This window comes from Bradyrhizobium sp. Leo78, assembly GCF_059512425.1.
Map to the genome: position 1 here is coordinate 1 of NZ_JCAMOT010000025.1, position 20,114 is coordinate 20,114.

The 20,114-nt window shown below is 62.2% G+C and carries 17 protein-coding genes and 2 pseudogenes; 3 read left to right on the plus strand and 16 right to left on the minus strand.

Going from position 1 to position 20,114, the window contains the following annotated elements; genetic code table 11:
- Nucleotides 1–341: DUF4082 domain-containing protein (locus AC5ZG1_RS27340; RefSeq protein WP_496134612.1), on the plus strand; the 341-nt coding region annotated here is incomplete at its 5' end.
- Between the two features lie 65 nt (nucleotides 342–406).
- On the opposite strand, the gene AC5ZG1_RS27345 is transcribed toward AC5ZG1_RS27340, so the two are convergent.
- The 10 genes and pseudogenes from AC5ZG1_RS27345 to AC5ZG1_RS27390 form a co-directional block, all read right to left on the minus strand.
- Nucleotides 407–2,728, minus strand: coding sequence for a molybdopterin guanine dinucleotide-containing S/N-oxide reductase (locus AC5ZG1_RS27345; protein WP_496134613.1), 2,322 nt, complete (start codon nucleotides 2,726–2,728; stop codon nucleotides 407–409).
- A 51-nt stretch (nucleotides 2,729–2,779) separates the two neighbouring features.
- Nucleotides 2,780–3,238, minus strand: a pseudogene (locus tag AC5ZG1_RS27350) (aldehyde dehydrogenase family protein); the annotation flags it as partial.
- A 36-nt stretch (nucleotides 3,239–3,274) separates the two neighbouring features.
- Complete coding sequence (locus AC5ZG1_RS27355; protein WP_130225243.1) at nucleotides 3,275–5,335, minus strand: hydantoinase/oxoprolinase family protein; 2,061 nt, start codon at nucleotides 5,333–5,335, stop codon at nucleotides 3,275–3,277.
- Between the two features lie 2 nt (nucleotides 5,336–5,337).
- Nucleotides 5,338–7,008, minus strand: a complete 1,671-nt coding sequence (locus AC5ZG1_RS27360) for a hydantoinase B/oxoprolinase family protein (protein WP_208824979.1) — start codon at nucleotides 7,006–7,008, stop codon at nucleotides 5,338–5,340.
- A gap of 95 nt (nucleotides 7,009–7,103) precedes the next feature.
- A complete protein-coding gene (locus AC5ZG1_RS27365) occupies nucleotides 7,104–8,420 on the minus strand; it encodes an aspartate aminotransferase family protein (protein WP_456644865.1) in 1,317 nt (438 codons plus the stop codon).
- A 24-nt stretch (nucleotides 8,421–8,444) separates the two neighbouring features.
- Nucleotides 8,445–9,152: an ABC transporter ATP-binding protein gene (locus AC5ZG1_RS27370; RefSeq protein WP_496134614.1), complete on the minus strand. Its 708-nt coding sequence runs from the start codon at nucleotides 9,150–9,152 to the stop codon at nucleotides 8,445–8,447.
- Nucleotides 9,139–9,876, minus strand: a complete 738-nt coding sequence (locus tag AC5ZG1_RS27375) for an ABC transporter ATP-binding protein (protein WP_496134615.1) — start codon at nucleotides 9,874–9,876, stop codon at nucleotides 9,139–9,141. Before AC5ZG1_RS27375 ends, AC5ZG1_RS27370 begins: the two co-directional genes overlap by 14 nt.
- Complete coding sequence (locus tag AC5ZG1_RS27380; RefSeq protein WP_496134616.1) at nucleotides 9,873–10,859, minus strand: branched-chain amino acid ABC transporter permease; 987 nt, start codon at nucleotides 10,857–10,859, stop codon at nucleotides 9,873–9,875. Before AC5ZG1_RS27380 ends, AC5ZG1_RS27375 begins: the two co-directional genes overlap by 4 nt.
- A 3-nt stretch (nucleotides 10,860–10,862) precedes the next feature.
- Nucleotides 10,863–11,738: a branched-chain amino acid ABC transporter permease gene (locus tag AC5ZG1_RS27385; RefSeq protein ID WP_165435162.1), complete on the minus strand. Its 876-nt coding sequence runs from the start codon at nucleotides 11,736–11,738 to the stop codon at nucleotides 10,863–10,865.
- A 131-nt stretch (nucleotides 11,739–11,869) separates the two neighbouring features.
- On the minus strand, nucleotides 11,870–13,021 hold the full coding sequence (locus tag AC5ZG1_RS27390) for an ABC transporter substrate-binding protein (protein ID WP_130225236.1): 1,152 nt from the start codon (nucleotides 13,019–13,021) through the stop codon (nucleotides 11,870–11,872).
- 190 nt (nucleotides 13,022–13,211) lie between these two features.
- On the opposite strand from AC5ZG1_RS27390, the gene AC5ZG1_RS27395 reads away from it, so the two are divergent.
- Nucleotides 13,212–14,018: an IclR family transcriptional regulator gene (locus AC5ZG1_RS27395; RefSeq protein WP_496134617.1), complete on the plus strand. Its 807-nt coding sequence runs from the start codon at nucleotides 13,212–13,214 to the stop codon at nucleotides 14,016–14,018.
- A gap of 285 nt (nucleotides 14,019–14,303) precedes the next feature.
- Nucleotides 14,304–14,509, plus strand: a pseudogene (locus AC5ZG1_RS27400) (aldehyde dehydrogenase family protein); the annotation flags it as partial.
- A 154-nt stretch (nucleotides 14,510–14,663) separates the two neighbouring features.
- Here AC5ZG1_RS27400 and AC5ZG1_RS27405 read toward each other — a convergent pair.
- From AC5ZG1_RS27405 to AC5ZG1_RS27430, 6 genes are read right to left on the minus strand one after another with little or no spacing between them, the layout of a single operon-like run.
- Entirely contained in the window at nucleotides 14,664–15,629 is a 966-nt protein-coding gene (locus tag AC5ZG1_RS27405; protein WP_496134618.1) for a dihydrodipicolinate synthase family protein, read from the minus strand.
- 29 nt (nucleotides 15,630–15,658) lie between these two features.
- Nucleotides 15,659–16,303, minus strand: a complete 645-nt coding sequence (locus AC5ZG1_RS27410; RefSeq protein ID WP_207230997.1) for an ABC transporter ATP-binding protein — start codon at nucleotides 16,301–16,303, stop codon at nucleotides 15,659–15,661.
- 55 nt (nucleotides 16,304–16,358) lie between these two features.
- Nucleotides 16,359–17,180, minus strand: coding sequence for an ABC transporter ATP-binding protein (locus AC5ZG1_RS27415; RefSeq protein WP_496134619.1), 822 nt, complete (start codon nucleotides 17,178–17,180; stop codon nucleotides 16,359–16,361).
- A complete protein-coding gene (locus tag AC5ZG1_RS27420; RefSeq protein ID WP_496134620.1) occupies nucleotides 17,078–17,980 on the minus strand; it encodes a branched-chain amino acid ABC transporter permease in 903 nt (300 codons plus the stop codon). The genes AC5ZG1_RS27415 and AC5ZG1_RS27420 overlap by 103 nt, the downstream gene beginning before the upstream one ends.
- Nucleotides 17,981–17,997: 17 nt before the next feature.
- On the minus strand, nucleotides 17,998–18,879 hold the full coding sequence (locus AC5ZG1_RS27425; protein ID WP_028161511.1) for a branched-chain amino acid ABC transporter permease: 882 nt from the start codon (nucleotides 18,877–18,879) through the stop codon (nucleotides 17,998–18,000).
- Nucleotides 18,880–18,927: 48 nt separating this feature from the next.
- On the minus strand, nucleotides 18,928–20,106 hold the full coding sequence (locus AC5ZG1_RS27430; RefSeq protein ID WP_165435159.1) for an ABC transporter substrate-binding protein: 1,179 nt from the start codon (nucleotides 20,104–20,106) through the stop codon (nucleotides 18,928–18,930).
- Nucleotides 20,107–20,114: the final 8 nt, after the last annotated feature.

Here is a 20,114-nt window from a genome sequence, read left to right on the forward strand (position 1 = left end):
ACCTGTGGAGCTCGACCGGCACCAAGCTTGCCAGCGCCACCTTCACCAACACCACCGCAAGCGGCTGGCAGACCGTGCCCTTGGCGACGCCGGTCTCGATCGCCGCCAACACCACCTATGTCGCGTCCTATCACACAAACGGCGAGTATGCAGCCACCAGCAACTTCTTCACCAGCGCGCTCACGAGCGGAGCCCTGACGGCGCCATCCAGCGCTACGTCAGGCGGCAATGGCGTCTATGCTTACGGAGGAACGAACTCGGCCGGACTCTTCCCGACTAACACTTTCAGCTCCACCAACTACTACGCCGATGTGGTGTTTCAACCTCAGCTCGCAGCGTGAGCTCGTCGATTCTCGCTCAGTCCGATGCGATCAGAGCTCAGACGCGATCGGGCATGTCACGTCCGCTACATCGGATCGAAAGCGCGGATCGGCGGCAGATTGCCGCTGAACCGTTCCACCTCGACAGTCGTAAGCTGGCCGGTGCAGCCTTGCGCGAACGATGAGGTGCCGACGTCGCGGGTGAGCACATTCGGATTGCCATGAACGCAGAGTGGTGTCTCTTCCTCCGGATCCATCGGGTCGTACCACGCGCCGGTCGGTAGCTGGACAACACCGGGAGCGATGCCATCGGTGATGTGCACCGCGGCAAGGCAGGCGCCGCGTTCGTTGAACAGGCGGATGATGTCGCCATCCGCGATTCCGCGAACGTCCGCATCGCGCGGGTTCATGCGCGCGACCTCTCGGCCGCGATGCTTGGCCCCGGTCGAATGTCCGCCGAAGTCGAGCTGGCTATGCAGACGCGTCACCGGCTGATTGGCGACGAGGAAACACGGCGAGCCCGGCTTGGGCACATCTGTCTTCTCGAGCCAGACCGGATGGCCCGGACAGTCTGCGTCGCCATGGCCCGCGATCTTCGTCGAGAAAATCTCGATGCGTCCGCTCGGCGTCGGAAGGGGATGAGCGATCGGATCCTCGCGGAAGCGGCGCAGCTTGCCGCCGTCGTCGAGGTGTTGCGGCACGATCATGCTGCCGCGCTCCCAGAATTCCTCGAAGCTCGGAGCCGCGAGGCCGCGCGCGGCGAGCGAGGCGCGGGTCGGTTCGTAGAGATGTGCCAGCCACTGCCGTGCCGTGCGGCCTTCGGTGAAGGCCTCACGACTCCCGAGACGCTCGGCAATATCGGAGAAGATCTCATAGTCATCGCGCGCAAGGCCAAACGGTTCGGCGATCCGGTGCATGGCGACCATCAGTGGATCGTTGGTGGAATAGCCGATGTCCTCGCGCTCGAGCGTCATCGTGCAGGGCAGAACGATGTCGGCGTGCCGGGCCGTGGCGGTCCAGGCGAGCTCATGCACAACCAGCGTGTCGAGCCGGGCGAAGGCTTTGCGCAGGCGGTTGAGATCCTGGTGGTGATGGAAGGGATTGCCGCCTGCCCAGTAGACGAGCCGGATGTCCGGATAGACGCGTGTCTCGCCATTGTAGCGATAGGTGGTGCCGGGATTGAGCAGCATATCGGCGATGCGCGCCACTGGAATGAAATCCGCGACACCATTGCGGCCTTGCCCTAGCGTCGGCCCCGGCACGTCGTTCACGCGGCGGCCGTAATAGCCGATCGCGCCGAGCGAATAGGCGTAGCCGCCTCCAGGCAGGCCGATCTGGCCCAGAGCCGCCGCCAGCACCATGCCCATCCAGACCGGCTGCTCGCCGTGCTCCGAGCGCTGCAGGGAATGGGAAACGGTGATCAGCGCGCGCCGTCCGGCAAGCCGACGGGCGAGTTTCCTGATCGTGTTCGTGTCGACACCACAGATCGCGGCGGCCCACTCAGCGTTCTTGGGTTGCCTATCCGTCTCGCCGGTCAGATAGCGCAGAAAGACCGGCCAACCCTGGGTGTAGCGATCGAGGAAGGCCTGGTCATGCAGGCCTTCGCTGACCAGCGTATGGACGATGCCGAGCATCAGGGCCGTGTCGGTGCCGGGCACGAGCGTCATCCATTCGGCACCGGCCTCGGCGGGCAGATCGTCACGCAGCGGGCTGACCAGGATGAACTCGCAGCCGCGCCGGCGCGCCGCGGCCATGGCGCCGCGCTCGACATGCTTGCTGATCGAACCGCCGGCCACCATGGAGTTCTTCAGCGCCATGCCGCCGAACGCCAGCACGATCTCGCTTTCGGCCGCGATCTGCTCCCAGGTGACGTTGCGCTTGGTGATGTCTTCGTAACCCGCCAGGATCTGCGGCAGCAGCACCGAGGACGCACCCGAGGAATAGGTGTTTACCGAACGCACATAGCCGCCCATTGCGATGTTGAGGAAGCGGTGAACTTGGCTCTGTGCGTGATGAAAGCGGCCGGCGCTCGACCAGCCATAGGAACCGCCGAAGACCGCACCGGGGCCGCGTGTGTCGCGGATGCGCGATAGCTCACCGGCAAGGAGGTCGAGCGCCTTCTCCCAGCTGACGGACACGAATTCGTCGCGGCCGCGGCGATCATCGGGGCCGGGACCACGCTCAAGCCAGCCGCGGCGGATCGCGGGCTGGGCGATGCGAGCCTGGTGGCGCAACGCGCCGGGGAAGTTGCCGATGATGCCGTTCGGATCAGGATCCCCCGCATAAGGCCTGACTTCGAGTCCAGCCTCGCTGTGACGCGCCGAGAACACGCCCCAGTGCGAGGTGTGCGGCTTGAAGCCGTCCGACAGGTCGAGGCCGGGGTCGGGGTAACCAATTATCTCGTTCATCGCCTCATCCTTATGCTCCGCTGGGGTGCTCCGCCTCCACTTTCATGTCTATCAGGGCAACGTATATGCCGTCTTCACCGTGGTGAAGAGTTCGGCGACATATTTGCCCTGCTCTCTCGCTCCGTAAGAGGAGCTCTTGCGGCCACCGAACGGTACATGGAAATCGACGCCCGCAGTAGGTAGGTTCACCATCACCATGTCAGCTTCCGCATTGCGCTTGAAATGTGTGGCATGCTTGAGACTCGTCGTGGCTATGCCAGAGGAAAGGCCAAACGGCGTGTCGTCCACGACGATGTTTTTGAGACGTTCACGGAGCGCGGCCACGAATTTGTCGTGGACGCTCTTCGTCACGATGAGGCGGGAAGAGGCCGTGCAGCGTTGGCCGGTCGAGAAGAAGGCAGAATTCACAGCAGCCTCCACGGCGACGGTGAGATCTGCGTCGTCGAGCACAACAAGCGGATTCTTACCCCCCATTTCAAGCTGAAATTTGCGGCCACGCTCGATAGAAGCTTCCCCGAGCACCCCATGTGGCAACAAGCTTCGGCCCTAAACCTCTCCCGCGACCCCAAGCTCGATATCGAGCCATCCCAGCGCATTGACCGCCGCGCGATCGCCGCTGTTGATGACGACCGTTGTCGTCTCGGCCTCGATGATCGCGGGGCCTTCCAGCACATGCCCCGGGCGCAGTCTTTCCAAAGCGTAGACTGGCACCTCGCGCCAATTGCCAAAGAAGGCCTGCCGTTTGGCGGCGGGTCGCGCACTTGGCTCGGTCGCCGGCGTCGGCGCGTTGGCTTGCGCAGTTCTGGGAACTGCACCAACGGCTGCGGCTCGCGCATTGACGAACACAACTTCCTGATCGCGGGAAGCGTAGGTATAGAGCTCCTCGTGACGACGATGAAACCGCTCTTCAATGTCGGCAACCAGCGACGGCGCAGTGAGGTTGACGTCACTGAGCGGTACGTCGACCTCGAACACCTGCTCGCCATAGCGCATTTCGGCGGAGCGTTCCGTTGCGATCGGCCCGTCAAACCAGCCGCGCAACCGCTCGGCGGCCTGCCCCTCGATATGCGCAAAAATCTTGCGAATGTCCGAGGCGGTCGTACGGGTGCCTGCCTCGAAATGGGTACGGCTCACCTCGTAACGCAGGTCACTGGTCAGCATCCCCCAGGCTGACAGCACTGAGGCTTCCGTCGGCACGATGATCCGCTTGATGTCGAGCTCGCGCGCCACTTCGGCAGCGTGCAGTCCCGCGGCTCCGCCGAAGCTGAGGAGTGCGAATCTCCGCGGATCGACACCACGACGCAAGGTCATCAATCGGATGCCATCGGCCATTTTCAGATTGACCAGTCGATAGATGCCGGCAGCCGCCTCGATGCGCGTCACTCCGAGCGAAGCTGCCAGGCGATCGACCGCCGTCTCCGCCGCAACCCGGTCCAGGGGACGCCGTCCGCCCATGAAAGCTGCCGCATCGAGATAGCCTAAGACGATGTTTGCGTCCGTTACGGTCGGCTCGGTGCCGCCGTTGCCATAGCTGGCTGGCCCTGGCATTGAGCCGGCGCTTTCGGGACCGACGCGAAAGATACCGCCAGCATCAACACTGGCGATCGACCCTCCGCCCGCCGCGATGCTGGCGATATCAAGGCTGCGCAGCGCAATGCGCTGATCCGCCAGTCCTCCATCCGCCGAGAGCGTGGCGCGCCCGTCCGTAATCAGGGAAATATCGGTGCTGGTACCGCCCATATCGAAGGGCACAAGATCCGGCAGGCCGAGCAGTTCCGCACACCGCCGGCAACCGGAGATGCCGCCCGCCGGACCGGACAGCACAGTCGCCGCCGCGAGGCGCCCGGCTTCCTCCACCGGAGCCATGCCGCCATGGGAGAGGATGATGAACAGGCTGCCCTTGAAGCCCGCTTCGGCGAGGCGGCGCTCGAGCCCGGTCAGATAATGTCGCACGGCGGGGCCCACATAGGCATTCACGATCGTGGTGGAGACGCGCTCGTACTCCTTGATCTGCGGTAGCACGTCGCTCGAGCGCGACACGCTGACACCAGGCAGCTCACGCGCAAGCCGCTCGGCTGCCGCGATCTCATGGGCGGGGTTGCGGTAGGAATGCAGGAAGCAGACCGCGACCGACGTGGCGCCGGAGGCACGGATCGCCGCGATAGCCTCGCCGAGCGAAGCTTCGTCGAGTGGAGCCAGCACCTCACCGTTGGGCCGCAGTCGCTCGCGCACGCCGAAGCGCAGTTCGCGCGGCACCAGCGGCTCCGGCGGCGGCGTCCGCAGGTCGTAGCGGTTGCCTTTCAATCCCTCGCGCATCTCGATCACGTCGCGGTGGCCTTCCGTGGTCACGAGTGCAACCTTCGCGCCCTTGCGTTCAAGCAGCGCGTTCGTCGCAACCGTGGTGCCGTGCACCAGTCGCTGTGTCATCGCCAGCATCTCGGCGCGCGACAGGTCGAGGCGGCGCGCGAGTTCGTCGAGCCCACTCATCACGCCGATCGACTGATCCTGCGGCGTGGAAGGCGATTTCGCGAATACGGTGCGCCCGGTCGCGTCGATGGCGACCAGATCGGTGAAGGTACCGCCAACGTCAATGCCGATCGTCAACATCGTTACTGAACCACTTCTGTCGTTGAGCTTGAAGTCACGAAGCCGCACACCTCATCGCGTCGGCGCGCCTGCTCCGTGCGTCGCTCCGGCAGCCCCCATCCTCCGCCGCCGGCAGAGCGCACTTCTAGGCAATCTCCCGGATGAATCTCGATGCCGACCTCTTTGGTTCGCAACACACGCGGCGGCCGTCCGGCGGACAGCAGACGGTAGTGATGCGGCGCACCGTCCTTCCCACCCAGCATGCCGCACGCGCCGTGCCGGGTTCCGTCGCCCGCCGTGTTGCCGAGCGCCGGCTTCTCGACTTCGAAGACGAGGTCAAGCGCAACCCCGAGGCCGCCGCGGAACTGACCGTCACCGCCGGAGTCGGGCCGATACTCATGATGACGAAAGTGCAACGGGAAACGCGCCTCCGCGACCTCGATGCTGCCGAACTTGAGTCCGCCGACCGTGTGCCATTCGCCGATCGAGGACCAGCCGTCACCGCGCGACGAAGCGCCACCGCCCGGGCGCGCCTGAAACATATGCCAGATGAAGCTGCGCCCGCTGCGAGGATCCTCGCCCTGCACCGCGATACGGAATCGCCGGCTCCAGCCCCCCATGGCTCGGTCCGGACACGATGCCGAGAGCGCCTTGATCACCGCCTCCACGATCTCGTTGGACGGATGGCTGGTGCACAGCGTCACCGGCCGGCCCGGATCGGCCCAAACGATCGTGCCCTGCTTGGCAACCACCGTGAGCGGCCGCAATGCGCCAGCGTTCTTGGGAATTTCAGCATCGATCAGATACGCAAACGCCATCACCACCGCCGCATGCATGTTGGCGTGCGACGAATTGACGAAGCTCGTGCTCTGCGGGTCGGAGTCCGACAGATCGACCTCGATCTTGCTGCCCGACTTGGTGACCTTGGCAGCAATGCGGATATCACTGCGACCATGACCGTCATCGTCGAGGAAGGCTTCCCCATAGAACACGCCGTCCTTCCAGGTCGAGACCACCGCACGCGTCTGCTGCTCGGCGGCATCGAGAATCGATTCGATCGCAGCTTCGACGACGGGCGCGCCGAATTCGGCAAACAGCCTCCCCATCCGCCGCTCGCCCATGTGCGCAGCGCCGATCATGGCCGCAAGGTCACCCCGGAAGTCGTAGGCATTGCGCACGTTCAGCGCCAGCATGTCGAGGATATCGTCGCGCAGCCGGCCGGCCTCATAGAGCTTGATGGGCGGAACGCGCAACCCTTCCTGCCAGATTTCAGTGGCATCCGGATTGTAGGCACCATGCGTCGCGCCGCCGATATCGCTCTGGTGCGCACGCACGATGCTCCAGAACAGCCGCCGATCGCCGTCGAACACCGGCACGAACGCGGTCAGATCAGGCAGATGGCTGCCGCCGTGATAGGGGTCATTCATCAGGATGACGTCGCCGGGCGCGACCTTCTCGAAGCGCTCCTCCACCGCACGCGTCGCCCAGGGCAGCGCGCCGACATGGACCGGGATGTGGTCGGCCTGGGCGATCAGCCGGGACTGGGCGTCACAGATCGCGAGCGAAAAGTCACGGCTCGAGTTGAGTATCTGTGAATAGGATGTGCGAAGCATTGCTTCGCCCATTTCGGCCACGATCGAGCTCAGCCGATGCTGAACGACGGACCGAGTGATGGGATCGACCTTGTGGGGCATTCTCGCACCTATCTCAGACAATATTGCTTTGCGGCGTGATGGCCCGATTGGCTCCCACGCGGCGCCTTTACCAACCTCAACGACACAAGGACGCGTCAGGCTTTTGCAGCAACCTGCGCCAGTGCGTCCGATGCCGCACCGATGATGATCTCGATATCAGCGTCCGTCATCGGCAGCGACAGCGCCATCAGGCCATAGCCGGCGGCGAGAATGCCGCGATTGAGAAACTCCAGATTGAACAGGGTCTGCCGTTTGGCCTCGCCTTCGGTCATGTAGGCCGACCGGTAGTCGCGGATTGGCCGTTCGGAGAAGTGGATTTTCAGCAGCGACCCAAGACCGACCGCGGTGCCCGGTAAGCCATGGCGACGGAATGCATCGTTGATGCCCTTTCGCACGGCCTCGCCGATCGCATCCAGACGCACGAATGCGTTCTCGTCCAGTAGCTCCATGGCCGCGAGGCCGGCGCGCATGGTAACCGGATTGGCCGAGAACGTACCGCCATGAGGCAGCGCGGGTTTACCCTTGCTCGGATCGAATACCGCCATGACATCCCTCTTGCCGGCGATCGCGCCGACCGGAAACCCGCCGCCGATGATCTTGCCGAGCGTGGTCAGGTCAGGATCGATGCCCCACAGTCCCTGGGCGCCGTGGTAGCCGAGGCGGAAGGAAATCACCTCATCGAATACCAGCAGCGCGTCGACTTCACGCGTCGCTTGGCGCAGCGCCTCCAGATAGGCCCTGTCGGCAGGTACGAGCCCGGCGCGGTTCGGCATCGGATCGACCAGCACGCAGGCGAGATCGCGGCCGTGCTCGCGGATCAGGCTGACGGCCCCGTCAATATCGTTGAAGGGGATCGTCACGACATCGGCCAGCACGTTGTCCGGAGTGCCTTTGGCATAGGCAACGGAGACTGGCGCGTTGCCGTTCCAGTCTGCCGGCGCCGGATCGAGGCTGACTTCGGCATAGTCGTAGGAACCATGATACGCGCCCTCACACTTGGCGATCTTCGGTCGCCCGGTAAACGCACGCGCTGCCTTCAGCGCCATCATCACGGCTTCCGTGCCGGAGTTGGCGAACCGCACCTGGTCCACCGACGGCAGGCGTGCGGCGAGTAGCTCGGCAAGATCAATCTCGGACTCGGTCGGCATGCCGAATGCGGAGCCGAGCGCGAGCTGCCGCGTGGCGGCCTCGATCAGCACCGGATGGGCATGACCGTGAATCAGAGAGGTGAAGTTGTTGATACAGTCGATCAGTTCATTGCCGTCCACGTCCCAGACCCGGCACCCCGCCCCTTTCGCGGCGTAGACCGGATAAGGCTTCATGAACACCGTTGTGCGGGTGTTGCCGCCCGGCAGGCTCGTCAGCGCGCGCTCGTAGAGCGCTTTCGACCGCGAAGTCATGTCAGGATACATTGTCTTGTCTCCTTTTCCGAGAGGTCAGCGTCCGAGATAGGCTTCGCGGACGCGCGTGTTCTGTTTGAGATCGTCAGCGGCGCCATGAAGGACGATGCGGCCCGTCTCCAGGACGTAGGCCCGGTCCGCCACCGACAACGCCAGGACCGTATTTTGCTCCACCACCAGGATTGTGAGCCCGCTGTCAGCGATCTGCCTCACCCGCTCGTAGACTTCTTCGGCCAGGCGCGGTGCGAGGCCAAGTGACGGCTCGTCGAGCAGAAGCAAGCGCGGGCGCGCCATCAGTGCCCGTCCGATCGCCAGCATCTGCTGCTCACCTCCAGACAGCGACCAGCCGAGCTGCCGACGCCGCTCCTTCAGGCGCGGAAACAAATCGAACACCCGTGCGAGATCGCCGGAGATCGGCTGACGCCAGCGTCGCCAGTTTACCGTGGCGAGTGCCAGGTTCTCCTCCACCGTCAGGCCAGGAAAAATCCGTCGGCCTTCCGGCGCCTGGGCGATTCCAAGCGCGACGCGACGATCGCTGGCGAGCCGCGCAACCGATGTGCCTTCGAACATGATGTCGCCGGACTGAACCGGGTTCAGGCCCGAGATCGCGTGCAGCAGCGTGGTCTTGCCGGCGCCGTTGGCGCCGATCAGGGCGACCGTCTCGCCCCGCCCCACCTCCAGCGTCACGCCCTGCAGCGCGACGATGTCGCCATACGCGACGGTCAGATCCTTACACGCCAGCATGACGATGACCTTCGCCGAGATAAGCCGACAGCACTGCGGGATCGCGCTGGATCTCGGATGGCGTGCCCTCGGCGATCTTGCAGCCGAAATTGAGCACGACGATGCGCTGCGCCAGTCGCATCACCATGCCCATGTTGTGCTCGATCAACACGATGGCGAGCCGATGTTTCGCCCGCAGGTCCGAGAGCCGGTCGGCCAGTTGATCAACCTCGGCAGAGTTGAGGCCGGCGGCAGGTTCGTCAAGCAACAGCACGCGCGGTTCGCAGGCGAGTGCTCGACACATTTCGACCATGCGCCGGCGCCCATAGGACAGCGATCCGATCGCCGCCTGCGCGTCCACCGCAAGACCCATCTGGTCGAGCACCGTCATCGCCTGCTTGCGCAGCTCCGCCTCGCTGCGACGGCTTTGGATGGCCGCGCCGGCCATGACGTTCTCCAGCACGCTCAACCTCGCGAACGGCCGCCCGTGCTGGAAAGTTCGCCCCAAGCCAGCGCGGACTCGCTTGTGAGCCGCCGCCCGCGTCATGTCGCGTCCTTCGAGCAACACCCTGCCCTTGTCAGGCAGGACCAGCCCGGTCAGGACATTGAGCAGAGTCGATTTGCCGGCACCGTTGGGGCCGATGACCGCGATGAATTCATCCTCTCCGACCGAAAGCTCGACATCCGAGAGCGCGGTGAGCCCTCCATAACGCTTGGCGATTCCGGTGGCGTGCAGCAAGCTCATGGGCGCACCTCCTTCGATGCAGCGACCATCGCCGGCTCTTTCGAGCGCCCGTCCCGCCGGAGGCTGCCTGGCCAGCGGAAGCCGACAAGGCCCGAAGGCAGGAAGACGAGAATGGCAAGAACAAAAAGACCAAAGAACGCCAGATAGGCTGAGCCGAGAAAGCGCAGCCATTCGGGCAGGAAGGTCAGGAGCAGCGCCCCCAGGATGGCCCCCACGATCGAGCCTTCGCCGCCGACGATCAGCATCGCAAGGTAAGTGATGGAGTGCGCATAACTGAAGTCCTCCGGCGAGATGAAGCGCATATGGCAGGCGAACAGGCCCCCGGCGACGGCGGCATAGATCGACGACAGCACAAACGCCGCGATCTTCACCCGCGTGACGTCGATACCTGTCATGGACGCCGCCGTCTCGTCGTCGCGCACCGCGATCATCGCCCGCCCGTGGCGCGAGGCATGAATGAGCCCGGCGATGGCAGCGGAGACCGCCAGCACCGCGAGCGCGAACCACAGGTAACTGCGCTCGTCAGCCAAAGCATGGCCTGCGACCTGCAGCTCGGGGATGCGCGAGATGCCGTTGGTGCCGCCGGTCAGCTCAATCCAGTTGGCGGCGACAATGGAGAATGAGACGTTGAGACCCAGCGTCGCCAGCGCGAGATAATGGCCCTTCAGCCGCAGGAGCGGAAGGCCGATCAGCACGGCGAAGATCGCCGTGCCGGCCACTGCGACGGGCAGCGCCAGCCATGGCGACCATCCCAGCAGCGTGGTCAGCAGTGCCATGCCGTAGGCGCCGGTGCCGACGAAGGCCGCATGGCCAAGCGAGATCAGCCCGGCATAACCGAAGGCAAAGTTAAGACCGATGACGGCGATCGCAGAGATCACCGCGAGATTGAGCAGCCGAAGATGATAGTCGGTCAGCAGCATCGACAGGCCGAGACCCGCGATCAGGATCACAATGCCAAGCAGGAGCGGAAAGCGCATCGACATCGATCAGCCCCGATCCTGGACGCGTTCACCGAACACACCCTGCGGCCGCACCAGCAGGAACAAGATCATGATCCCGAAGGAAATCAAATCCTTGTAGGCCGAGGAGACGTAGGATGCGCCGAGCACCTCGCTGAGCCCCACGAACAGGCCGCCGACAATCGCGCCCGGCAGACTGCCGAAGCCGCCGATGATGGTGGCCGCGAACGCCTTGAGCGCAATTGGATCGCCCATGCTGGTGTCGGCAAACCACATCGGACCAAGCATCAAGCCCGCGATGCCCGCGAGCAGCGCAGCAAGGACCCACGACAGCGCCAGCAGACGGTTGACCTTGAGGCCCATCAACCGCGCCGCCTGGATGTCCTGCGCCACTGCGCGCATGCCGATCCCAAGCGAGGTACGAAAGAATAGGAGCCAGAGCAGAGCAACCATGACGGCAGTGACAACCACGACCGCGATGGCATGGGCAGATATCGTGGCGCCTGCGATCGTGAGATTCACCCCCTCCACCGGTGACGGCAACCGAAACGGCCAGGACCCGAACGCCAGCAGCGCCGCGTTCTGCATCGTGATGCCGATCGCGACTGTGCCGATGATGATGGTCACCACCGGGCTCTTGCGCAGCGGCAGATAAAGCACCGCAAAAAACAGCGCCCCGAACAGCGCCATCGCCAGTAGGGCCGCGCCGTAGCCCACTGGCCAGGGTAGCTCGGCATTGAGCAGCATGGCCACGCCGGCGAAAGTGCCGAACATCACGAACTGTCCGGCAGCGAAGTTCACGACGCCGGTGGCGGAATAGACAATGACGAACCCGATTGCGGCGAGCGCATAGACGCCACCGATCGCAAGTCCGTTGATGAACAGCTGGATGAAATCCGTCATGTCGTCCTAGTCGTGTGTTGCAGGGCGGCTTCGATGATCGCCGACGGTTGCGGGCGGAGGTTCAGCCCGCCCGCGGCATGATTTGCAGTGATCCGCAGCACGGGCGCACCCGCGCATCGGCACTTCGAGCGTCAGTTCAGCTTGATGCTCTGAACCAGCTCCAGCGATTTGGTCCCCGTCTTGGATTTCACGACCGCCAGATCGAATACGCCATTGCCCTTGGCGTCGTAGGAGTAGACGTGGCCGATGCCCCGCCAGTCTTTCACGGCGGCCAGCCAGTCCCGCAGCGCTTTGGGATCGGTCCCCGCCTTGCGCAGGCCCTCGGCCGCGAGCATCGCGCCATCGTAGTAGGCAAGCCCGTAGGGATCCGGATCGGTGCCGAATTTCGTCTTGTAGCGTTCGACAAAATCCTGCATGCGCCCGCCTACCGCCGGGTCAATGAAGGTGTCGACCACCCCCCACACACCGTCGAGATCGGCCGGCGACAGAAGTTGCAGCGCCGCCGGCACCAATGCCGCCGACGACGTGACGAGCGGCATCTTGAGGCCGAGCAACTTCGCCTGCCGCAAAACCAGCGCGCCGTCCTGCGGATAGTTGAAGATCAGGATGACATCGACGCCCTTGCCGCGCAGACCGAGCAACTGCGCCGAAAAATCCTTATCGTTCTGTCCATAAGCTTCCATGCCAGCGACGGTCACACCGGCGGCTTCGAAACGCTTGGCCGCCGTTTGGGCGCCGCCTTGTCCGAAGTCGTTCTGGATGTAGAGAATGCCGGGCTTCTTCGCCTTCAGCACATTGAGCGCGCACTGCACCATGCCTTCGGCGGACACGCTGTCGGCCGGTCGCACGCGGAACATCCACTCATTGCCGCTTTCGGCCACCGCATCTGCCCCGCCCGCGTAGAACGCCGGCACCTGGACCTTCTTCAGCTCAGGCGCCACTGCCAGATTCTGTGTCGAATAGCTCGACAGGAAGAACAGCGCAGGCTTGGTTTCCTGTGCCAGCTTGACGAAGGCATTCACCGCCGTGCTGTTGGACGCCTGCGTATCCTCAAACACGATCTTGAGGTTGCGTCCGTTGATGCCGCCCGCCTTGTTGATATCCTCTTCGGCCATCATCAGCGAGTTGTGATACTGCTTGCCGGTAAGCGACAGCGGTCCGGTCATCGGCACTGTCGCGCCGACGACGATCGGGCTCCCCTGTTGCGCGCGGGCTGCCGCCGCCCACGGCATCGCCGCCGCCGCGAGCAACGCTTTCAAGAACTCCTGCCTCGTCATCCTCATGTTTGTCCCTTCTGAGCCCCTGGGGTCGCTGATGCCCCGCCGGGCCTCCCCTGCAATTTACTATTGACTTTCGTTCCGATTTCCGGAACAATATTCCGATATTGCGTAAGGCTAATCTGCTCACGTCGGCCGAGTCAAGCCGCTGGGTTAGGCACGCATGCACAAAGTTTCCGCCTCGAGGACATCCTGAATGGCAACGTCAGATGAAGCGGCGGGCCCGCTCGACCGCTACATGCAAGTGCTGGAGCTCGTGGCCACGTTTCCTGGTGCACTCACCCTGGCAGACGTGTCCTCGTTGCTCGATCTTCCGAAGACGTCTGCACACCGGCTGCTCAAGGGCTTGGTGCGCGCTGGGCTTGCGAAAGACAATATCGGTGGCCGTGCTTATCAGCTTGGCGACCGTCTGCTGCGTCTTTTGCACGCAACCGCTGATGATGGATGGATCAGCGCGCTCGCCCGCGGACATTTGCAGCAGCTGACCGACGCGACGTCAGAAGCCTGCTATCTGACCCGCTTGATCGGCGCACGCGTCGTCGTTGCGATTTCCATGTCACCTGACGTGCGCTGGCGCAGCTATGTGCAGCCGGGGATCGAGATGCCAGTGCATGCGGCCGCGACAGCCAAGGCGATCATCGCATATCAAAGTGAAGCCGTATTGGCCGAAGCGATGTCGGCTGACCTTCCGATTCTCACGGCTAACACCCGGAACGACCGCACTTGGGTCGAACAGGAGCTCGCAGCGGTCAGAGCTAGGGGCTATGCGACTTGCATCGGAGAGATCGACGAAGGCCTGGCCGCGATTGCGGTGCCTATATTCCTGTCCGATCGACGCGTGTTTTATGCGCTCGGAATGACGGGCCCGCTGCAGCGGATCATGAATGAACAACTCCCCGACCGATTGACAGCTCTGCGAGACGTCGCGCAAGCGCTGGGAAGATCACTCTCAATAGGTGAAAAGCTCAGGTCAAGAGACACACCGCCAGCCGATCAAACGTAGGTCGGCGTATTCTCTTGTTCCTCTCCGGAAACGGCGGAGGGGTATTGGCACGAACGTGGTCCTCTCAGAAATGGCCAGGCTCAGTCACTCTCCATGACGGCTTTTCTCGCGCGACGATTGGCAAGTGGTAGCAAGTGCTAAAGCGGAAAACACGATACGAACTCCGCCCACTTGTCGGCATTGCCATGCGCGCAAGCAGAGCGAGCTCGGCGGGTCAGCATCGAAAGCCGGTTGTACGCCGCGTACCGTACTGACCTGCTCGCGAATTGGCCTTGCCAGCACTCCCAAGTGGGCATGGTTGGCATCAACGTTCCGATCCCCGTTCCAATGGCGTTCCACTCCTTCGGTGGCTGGAAGGTATCTCTGTTCGGCGATCACCACATGCACGGCCCCGAGGGCGTCCGGTTCTATACCAAGCTCAAGACATCACGACCCGTTGGCCGATCGGTATCCGCACTGGCGCCGAGTTCGTGATGCCGACGATGAGCTAACGCTTTGCAGCAGAGGGCCGTGGATTATCCATGGCCCTCGTCACACCGACGCTCCCCCTTCGCGGCGGCCACATGAGGTGCGATTGGCACACCGCTGAAACGAGCCGTACAGCGGAGTTATCAAATCCACTGTCGGCAAGCTTGCGCACTTCGTCTATTCGGCCGCTTGACGGAAAGCGCCTTCCTTCCGGAGCCCTGCCTCGGCAACCGCCTGCCGCAACCGCGCCAGCTCCTGGTCCGACAATTTGACGAGTGGAGGACGCACGACAGCCTCGTCGAGACGCCCCAACATCACGAGCATCTCTTTCATGCGGTTGTGCATATCCAGGAACGGTGGCGCGTATAACACCTGCTGCAATGGAACCATGCGATCATTGATCGCCTTTGCAGTGGCCAGATCATCAGAGCTGATCGCATCAAACAGGGCCGCCTGCAAATCCGCGATCACACTTCCGGCTCCCGAGAGCAAGCCTTTTGCCCCCATCGCAAGCGATGACATCAGCCAGGAGCTATGTGTCGTGAGGACGTTTACCGGCTTTGGAAGATTCTGGAAGGTCCGGATGTGGCGCTCGTGCAGCATTGGATCATTGCACCAATCCTTCATCGCCTTGATGCTCGGAATGGCATCAAAAAGGCTGAGCAAGGTGTCGAAGGGATAGTTGACCAGGCTGGATGCCGGATACTGGAACAGGATCAGCGGCAGATCCGTTGCGTCCGCAATGCGCTTGAAATGAGCGAGCGCCATGTCGGGGCGGAGCTGGCCTCCGAGAGAGAATACCTGGCTTGGGAACACCAGGAGCGCCGAGGCTCCAGCGCGGTCCGCCATTTTGGCGATCCTTGCCGCCTCCTGCGATCCGTCGGCATAGACACCGCTGATGAGCGGTACCTTGTCACCAACCTCCTCAAGCGAGAATGTCAAGATCCGCTCCTGCTCCTCGAACGAACAGGCATGGACCTCGGACGCGTGGCCATTGACCGTGACCGCTGTGACACCCGACGTGAACGCACATTGCGCCAGATGCCGTCGTGTTTCCTTCTCGTTGATGGACAGATCATCATTGAAAGCCGCAAGCGTCGCGGGAATGACCCCGCTGGGCATAAAATCCTTGAAGCGCGGCATGTCCTGTCTCCCTGGCTCGAGAGCGCTGATTACGAAAGGCTAAGGAACGATTCGACAAATTTGGGATCGTCGAGGAGGCTCTCTGTGGTCCTCGCCATTTGGATGCGGCCAGCTTGCACGACGTAAATTCGGTCCGCAATAGCGGTCGCGAGCTTGGCATTCTGTTCGGACAACAGGATGGTCAATCCCTCGTCGCGCAGACGACCAAGGGTTCGGCCGATTTCCTTGATGATAACCGGAGCAAGACCGATCGAAGGCTCGTCCAGCATCAACAGCTTTGGTGACGCCATCAGGCCGGAAGCAATGGCGACCATTTGCTGCTGTCCTCCGGACATGGTTCCGACCATTTGGGCCCTCCGGTCCTTGAGGATGGGAAAGAGCCGGTGCACGCGCTCGATGCGCCGCGCCACTTCCTGTGTGCTTCGACAGAGATACGCGCCGACGAGAAGGTTCTCATGCACGGACATCATCGGGAAGACGCCGCGCACCTCCGGAACGAGCACCAGACCATGGGCCAGCCGTACGTCGGGCGTTGCATCTTCCAGCAGGTCAGCACCGAAGCGGACCGAGCCTGAGAACGGCCGCACGAGTCCGGCAGCGGCATTCAGCAACGATGTCTTACCGGCGCCATTAGGTCCGATGATTCCAACGATCTCGCCCTGCTTGACCGTCATGTCGACGCCGTCGACCGCAAGGAAATCTCCGTATCTGATCACAAGTTTCTGGAGTTCAAGCATCGCCCGTCCCCAAATAGATATCGATTACCTCCCGGTGGCGCAGCACGGTCTGCGGACTATCGTCGACCAGCTTTTTGCCGTTGACCAGAACGACCACCCGATCGGCGAGCGAGGTAATGACCTTCATGGTGTGCTCGATAATGAATATCCCGCACTCCTCTCGAAGGGACTGAATCAGGCCGATCATCGCGCGGATCTCTTCCGGATTGAGCCCTCCGACCGGCTCATCAAGCATCAGAAGCTTGGGTCGCGAGATCAGGCGGGAAGCAAACTCCAGCCGACGTCGATCATATAGACCAAGCGCACCCGCCCGCTGTTCGAGGTCGGCTGTCAGCCCGACGCGGGCCAATGCCTCTCTTGCCTCATCGACTTCCTTGGTGCCCATCGAACTGTGCCCGAGCGCACCGGCAAGCACGTTTTCGAGAACGGTTAACTTGTCGAAGATCTTTACGGCCTGAAAGGTCCGGGCGATGCCGGCGCGTGCGACGACGTGCTGCGGACGCCGGGCTATGTTAGCGCCATCGAGCAGGATCTCGCCGCTATCCGGCTTCAGCGTTCCGCTGATCACATTGACGAATGTCGATTTGCCGCTGCCATTCGGACCGATCATGCCCAGCAACTCGCCCCTGCGCTGGGACACATTCACGTTTGAAAGCGCCTTCAGCCCGCCGAACGCTTTCGAAATGTCGGTCGCCTCGAGCAGAAGATCATTCATGTCCGCGCCTTCCGCTTCAATACAAAGCCATAGATGCCTTGCGGCAAGAACAAGGTTACGAGAACGATGGCAACCCCATAGATGACGTCCTTGACCCATGTGTACTGCACAAGCAGGTAGGGAAGCGGTGCGAGCAGGAGCGCTCCGAGCAGCGGCCCGACCAGCGTTCCGCGTCCTCCCATCGCAACCATGAGCCACAGATTCAAGCTGATTAGCACATCGAAGGCGCGTGGTGAGGCGAAGCCGATGTAGTGCGCATACAAGCCGCCGCCCAGGCCCGCGATGAACGACGAGATGATGAAAGCCGCTGTACGGTTCAGCGTGACATTGATCCCAAGCGCACGCGCAAGGTCCTCATCCTCCCGGATGGTGATCAACGTCCGACCAAATCGGGAGCGCATGGTCAAGCCGATGCCGGCGACTGCTGCGATCACGAACAGCGCAAGCACGCACTCCATGTAAGGAGACGGAATCGCACCTCCATCGAAACCGGTGGGACGCGGCACCGATGCGATCCCGGTATCGCCATTTGTATATGCCGGAAAATAAACGAAAGCGATCGTAAACGCCGATTGGATCACCATGCCGGACAACGCAAAGTAAAAGCCACGAAGGCGAATGGCCGGAAGACTGAGAAGCAATCCGACCAGAGCTGCCGCAGCACTGCCGATCGGCAACGCAAGCCAGAACGACAGTCCCAACCGCATGACCAGATGAACCGTCGTATACGCGCTGATTCCGGCGATGCCGGCGTAGGTCAGCGGGATCAGACCTGTGAAGCCGTACAGCAGATTGAGGCCGCTCGCCCACAACATATGGATCAGCGCGATGCCCGCGATGAACACCAGAAAGTCATTCCGCAGGCCGAAAATCGCAACCAATGGCGTCGCGATCACCATTGCAATCACAAGTATTCTCATTTGGCGAACAACCCGCTCGGGCGAATGAACAGCATCGCAAGCATTGCCAGGAGGTAAGCAAAGGTAGCGACCGTCGGGTCGGCAAAGACGCTGACAATTGCCTGCGTGAACCCGAATACCAGGCCAACCACCAGCGCGCCGACGACGCTCCCCGGCCCACCGACGATCATGATTGAGAAAGTGATGAGTGAGATGGTCCAGCCGACGGTCAGGTCGAGCGCAAACGCCAGCGCGAACAGAATTCCACCTGCCGTCGTGATTGCGGTACCCAGCAGAAAAGCGAACCGATAGATCTTCAAGGTATCTATACCGCGAAGGCGTGCTGCCTCGCGGTTCTGGAACACGGCGCGCAGCGCTCGGCCGATCCGGTGCAGCCTGAGAAAAGCGACCAATCCGCCCAAAACCGATCCAGCCAGGACAAACGCGATCAGCCGGGTATACGCAATCGGCACCGGTTCGATAATCGCGAATCCATTGACGGGCGCGGTGACCTGAAATGTGTCGCTGATCCTGCCGAACGTGCCCGTATAAATCCCGCTCAGGATTTGTGCGATACCGAGGGTAATGATCAGATAGCTGATGTTGCGGTCCTCAAGCGGATAGAATCGCTTCAGGATCGTTGCTTCGCACGCAAATGCGAGGAAACCGATGATCAGAAAGGTCGTCGGCACGGCCAGCCAGAGCGGCCATTCCCACTCCGTACCAAAAAGCCAAAACAGCAGGCCGGCGCCTAGAAAGACCTGCCCGTTGGCCGCTTGAGGGAGAAGAATGGTACCGTGAATCAGCGACAGGCCGGCGGCAACCACGGAGAATATGGTGCCGACCAGCAGCCCCGACGTGATCACGGAAAACACTACGAGCAGATTCTCTTCGAGCATTGAAACGTAACCCCAACTCGAATTGTCGCCCCGAACCGCCGTTCCTGGTCAACGCACCAGATCGTAGACGGGCAGGACTTCCGGCGACCATTCCATGTAGTTGACCTTCTCCGTTTTGAAGTCGTCCTTGCTCAGGCTCTTCAACTGCATGAGGTACATGTACTCGATACGTGCCCCGTTTTGATCGAAGCGGATGGGCACGCCGGTCGTCACCTCCTTCGTATTGACCTCGCGCAAGGCCGCGCGAATTCCATCCCTGCCCTTTGCCCCCTTGTCCACGAGTTCGTTGAGCAGATAGACCGTCGAGTAGCAGTAGTTCTCGGTGTATCCCGGCGGATAGTTCTTCACCTTGCGGAAGTTTTCGACGAAGGCTTTGCCCTGCTCGGTCAAATTGGGAAGGTTATGGTCAAAAAACGTCCCAAAGTACGAGCCGATCGAGCGCTCTCCCCATGTCATGATCTGCTTGGTCGACCCGTAAGGATGATACAGTTGCTCCGGCTTGAAACCAACGTCGAGCATCTGTCGCGTCAGCGTGGCGTCGAACGCGCCGCCGCCAGCCAGGATGACGAAATCAGGCTTCTTCGCCTTCATTTGCGCGGTTTGCACCGTCGCATCCGAGGCTGATTGCGGAAACAGCATTTCGGCCACGATGGCAATGCCGTCCCTCTCCGCCTGATACTTCAGGCCGGCGAGGATGGCCCGATTGACCGCAAAGTCGCTCATCATGACGCCGATCTTGGCATCCGACTTCATGGTCTTGATGAATTTGACCGCGGCATAGCCCCATCCTACGGCGTCCGGCTCCATGCGAAAGACCTGCTTGGTTCCGGGCTTTGTGAGTTGCGGGAATGCTGCGACAGGCATCAAGACGGGCAGTTTGGCATCTTCGGCATATCCGTAGACCGCGAGTGACACGTCTGCATTGGTCGGACCGGACAGGAGATCGACCTTCTCCTGGGTGTCGAGCGATCTTGCTACGGCGGCAGCCTGCGCCGGATTGCTCTGATTGTCCTGGACGATCAGGTCTATCTTCTTGCCTTTTGCATTGACTTCCGTCTCGGCAAGCCGCGCTCCGTCCAAGCAGGCGTTACCGAAGAACGTCCAGACGCCGGAGAGTTCGGAATTCCAGCCCACCTTCAAAGGCTGGTCGGCAGCGAGCGCGGGACCGGCCATCGCGGCCATGGCGCAGACCAACACCGACAGTTTCGGCAAAGAACGACCGAGCATGATTTCCC

Excerpts from the sequence above, each read along its gene's own strand:
- AC5ZG1_RS27415 (WP_496134619.1), bottom strand. The coding sequence starts at position 17,180 with ATGGGTCAAGGACGTCATCTATGGGGTTGCCATCGTTCTCGTAACCTT.
- AC5ZG1_RS27355 (WP_130225243.1), bottom strand. The coding sequence starts at position 5,335 with ATGTTGACGATCGGCATTGACGTTGGCGGTACCTTCACCGATCTGGTC.
- AC5ZG1_RS27370 (WP_496134614.1), bottom strand. The coding sequence starts at position 9,152 with ATGCTGGCGTGTAAGGATCTGACCGTCGCGTATGGCGACATCGTCGCG.
- AC5ZG1_RS27385 (WP_165435162.1), bottom strand. The coding sequence starts at position 11,738 with ATGACGGATTTCATCCAGCTGTTCATCAACGGACTTGCGATCGGTGGC.
- AC5ZG1_RS27410 (WP_207230997.1), bottom strand. The coding sequence starts at position 16,303 with ATGACGGTCAAGCAGGGCGAGATCGTTGGAATCATCGGACCTAATGGC.
- AC5ZG1_RS27375 (WP_496134615.1), bottom strand. The coding sequence starts at position 9,876 with ATGAGCTTGCTGCACGCCACCGGAATCGCCAAGCGTTATGGAGGGCTC.
- AC5ZG1_RS27395 (WP_496134617.1), top strand. The coding sequence starts at position 13,212 with ATGGCAACGTCAGATGAAGCGGCGGGCCCGCTCGACCGCTACATGCAA.
- AC5ZG1_RS27425 (WP_028161511.1), bottom strand. The coding sequence starts at position 18,879 with ATGCTCGAAGAGAATCTGCTCGTAGTGTTTTCCGTGATCACGTCGGGG.
- AC5ZG1_RS27380 (WP_496134616.1), bottom strand. The coding sequence starts at position 10,859 with ATGTCGATGCGCTTTCCGCTCCTGCTTGGCATTGTGATCCTGATCGCG.
- AC5ZG1_RS27345 (WP_496134613.1), bottom strand. The coding sequence starts at position 2,728 with ATGAACGAGATAATTGGTTACCCCGACCCCGGCCTCGACCTGTCGGAC.
- AC5ZG1_RS27405 (WP_496134618.1), bottom strand. The coding sequence starts at position 15,629 with ATGCCGCGCTTCAAGGATTTTATGCCCAGCGGGGTCATTCCCGCGACG.
- AC5ZG1_RS27390 (WP_130225236.1), bottom strand. The coding sequence starts at position 13,021 with ATGAGGATGACGAGGCAGGAGTTCTTGAAAGCGTTGCTCGCGGCGGCG.
- AC5ZG1_RS27420 (WP_496134620.1), bottom strand. The coding sequence starts at position 17,980 with ATGGTGATCGCGACGCCATTGGTTGCGATTTTCGGCCTGCGGAATGAC.
- AC5ZG1_RS27430 (WP_165435159.1), bottom strand. The coding sequence starts at position 20,106 with ATGCTCGGTCGTTCTTTGCCGAAACTGTCGGTGTTGGTCTGCGCCATG.
- AC5ZG1_RS27360 (WP_208824979.1), bottom strand. The coding sequence starts at position 7,008 with ATGCCCCACAAGGTCGATCCCATCACTCGGTCCGTCGTTCAGCATCGG.
- AC5ZG1_RS27365 (WP_456644865.1), bottom strand. The coding sequence starts at position 8,420 with ATGTATCCTGACATGACTTCGCGGTCGAAAGCGCTCTACGAGCGCGCG.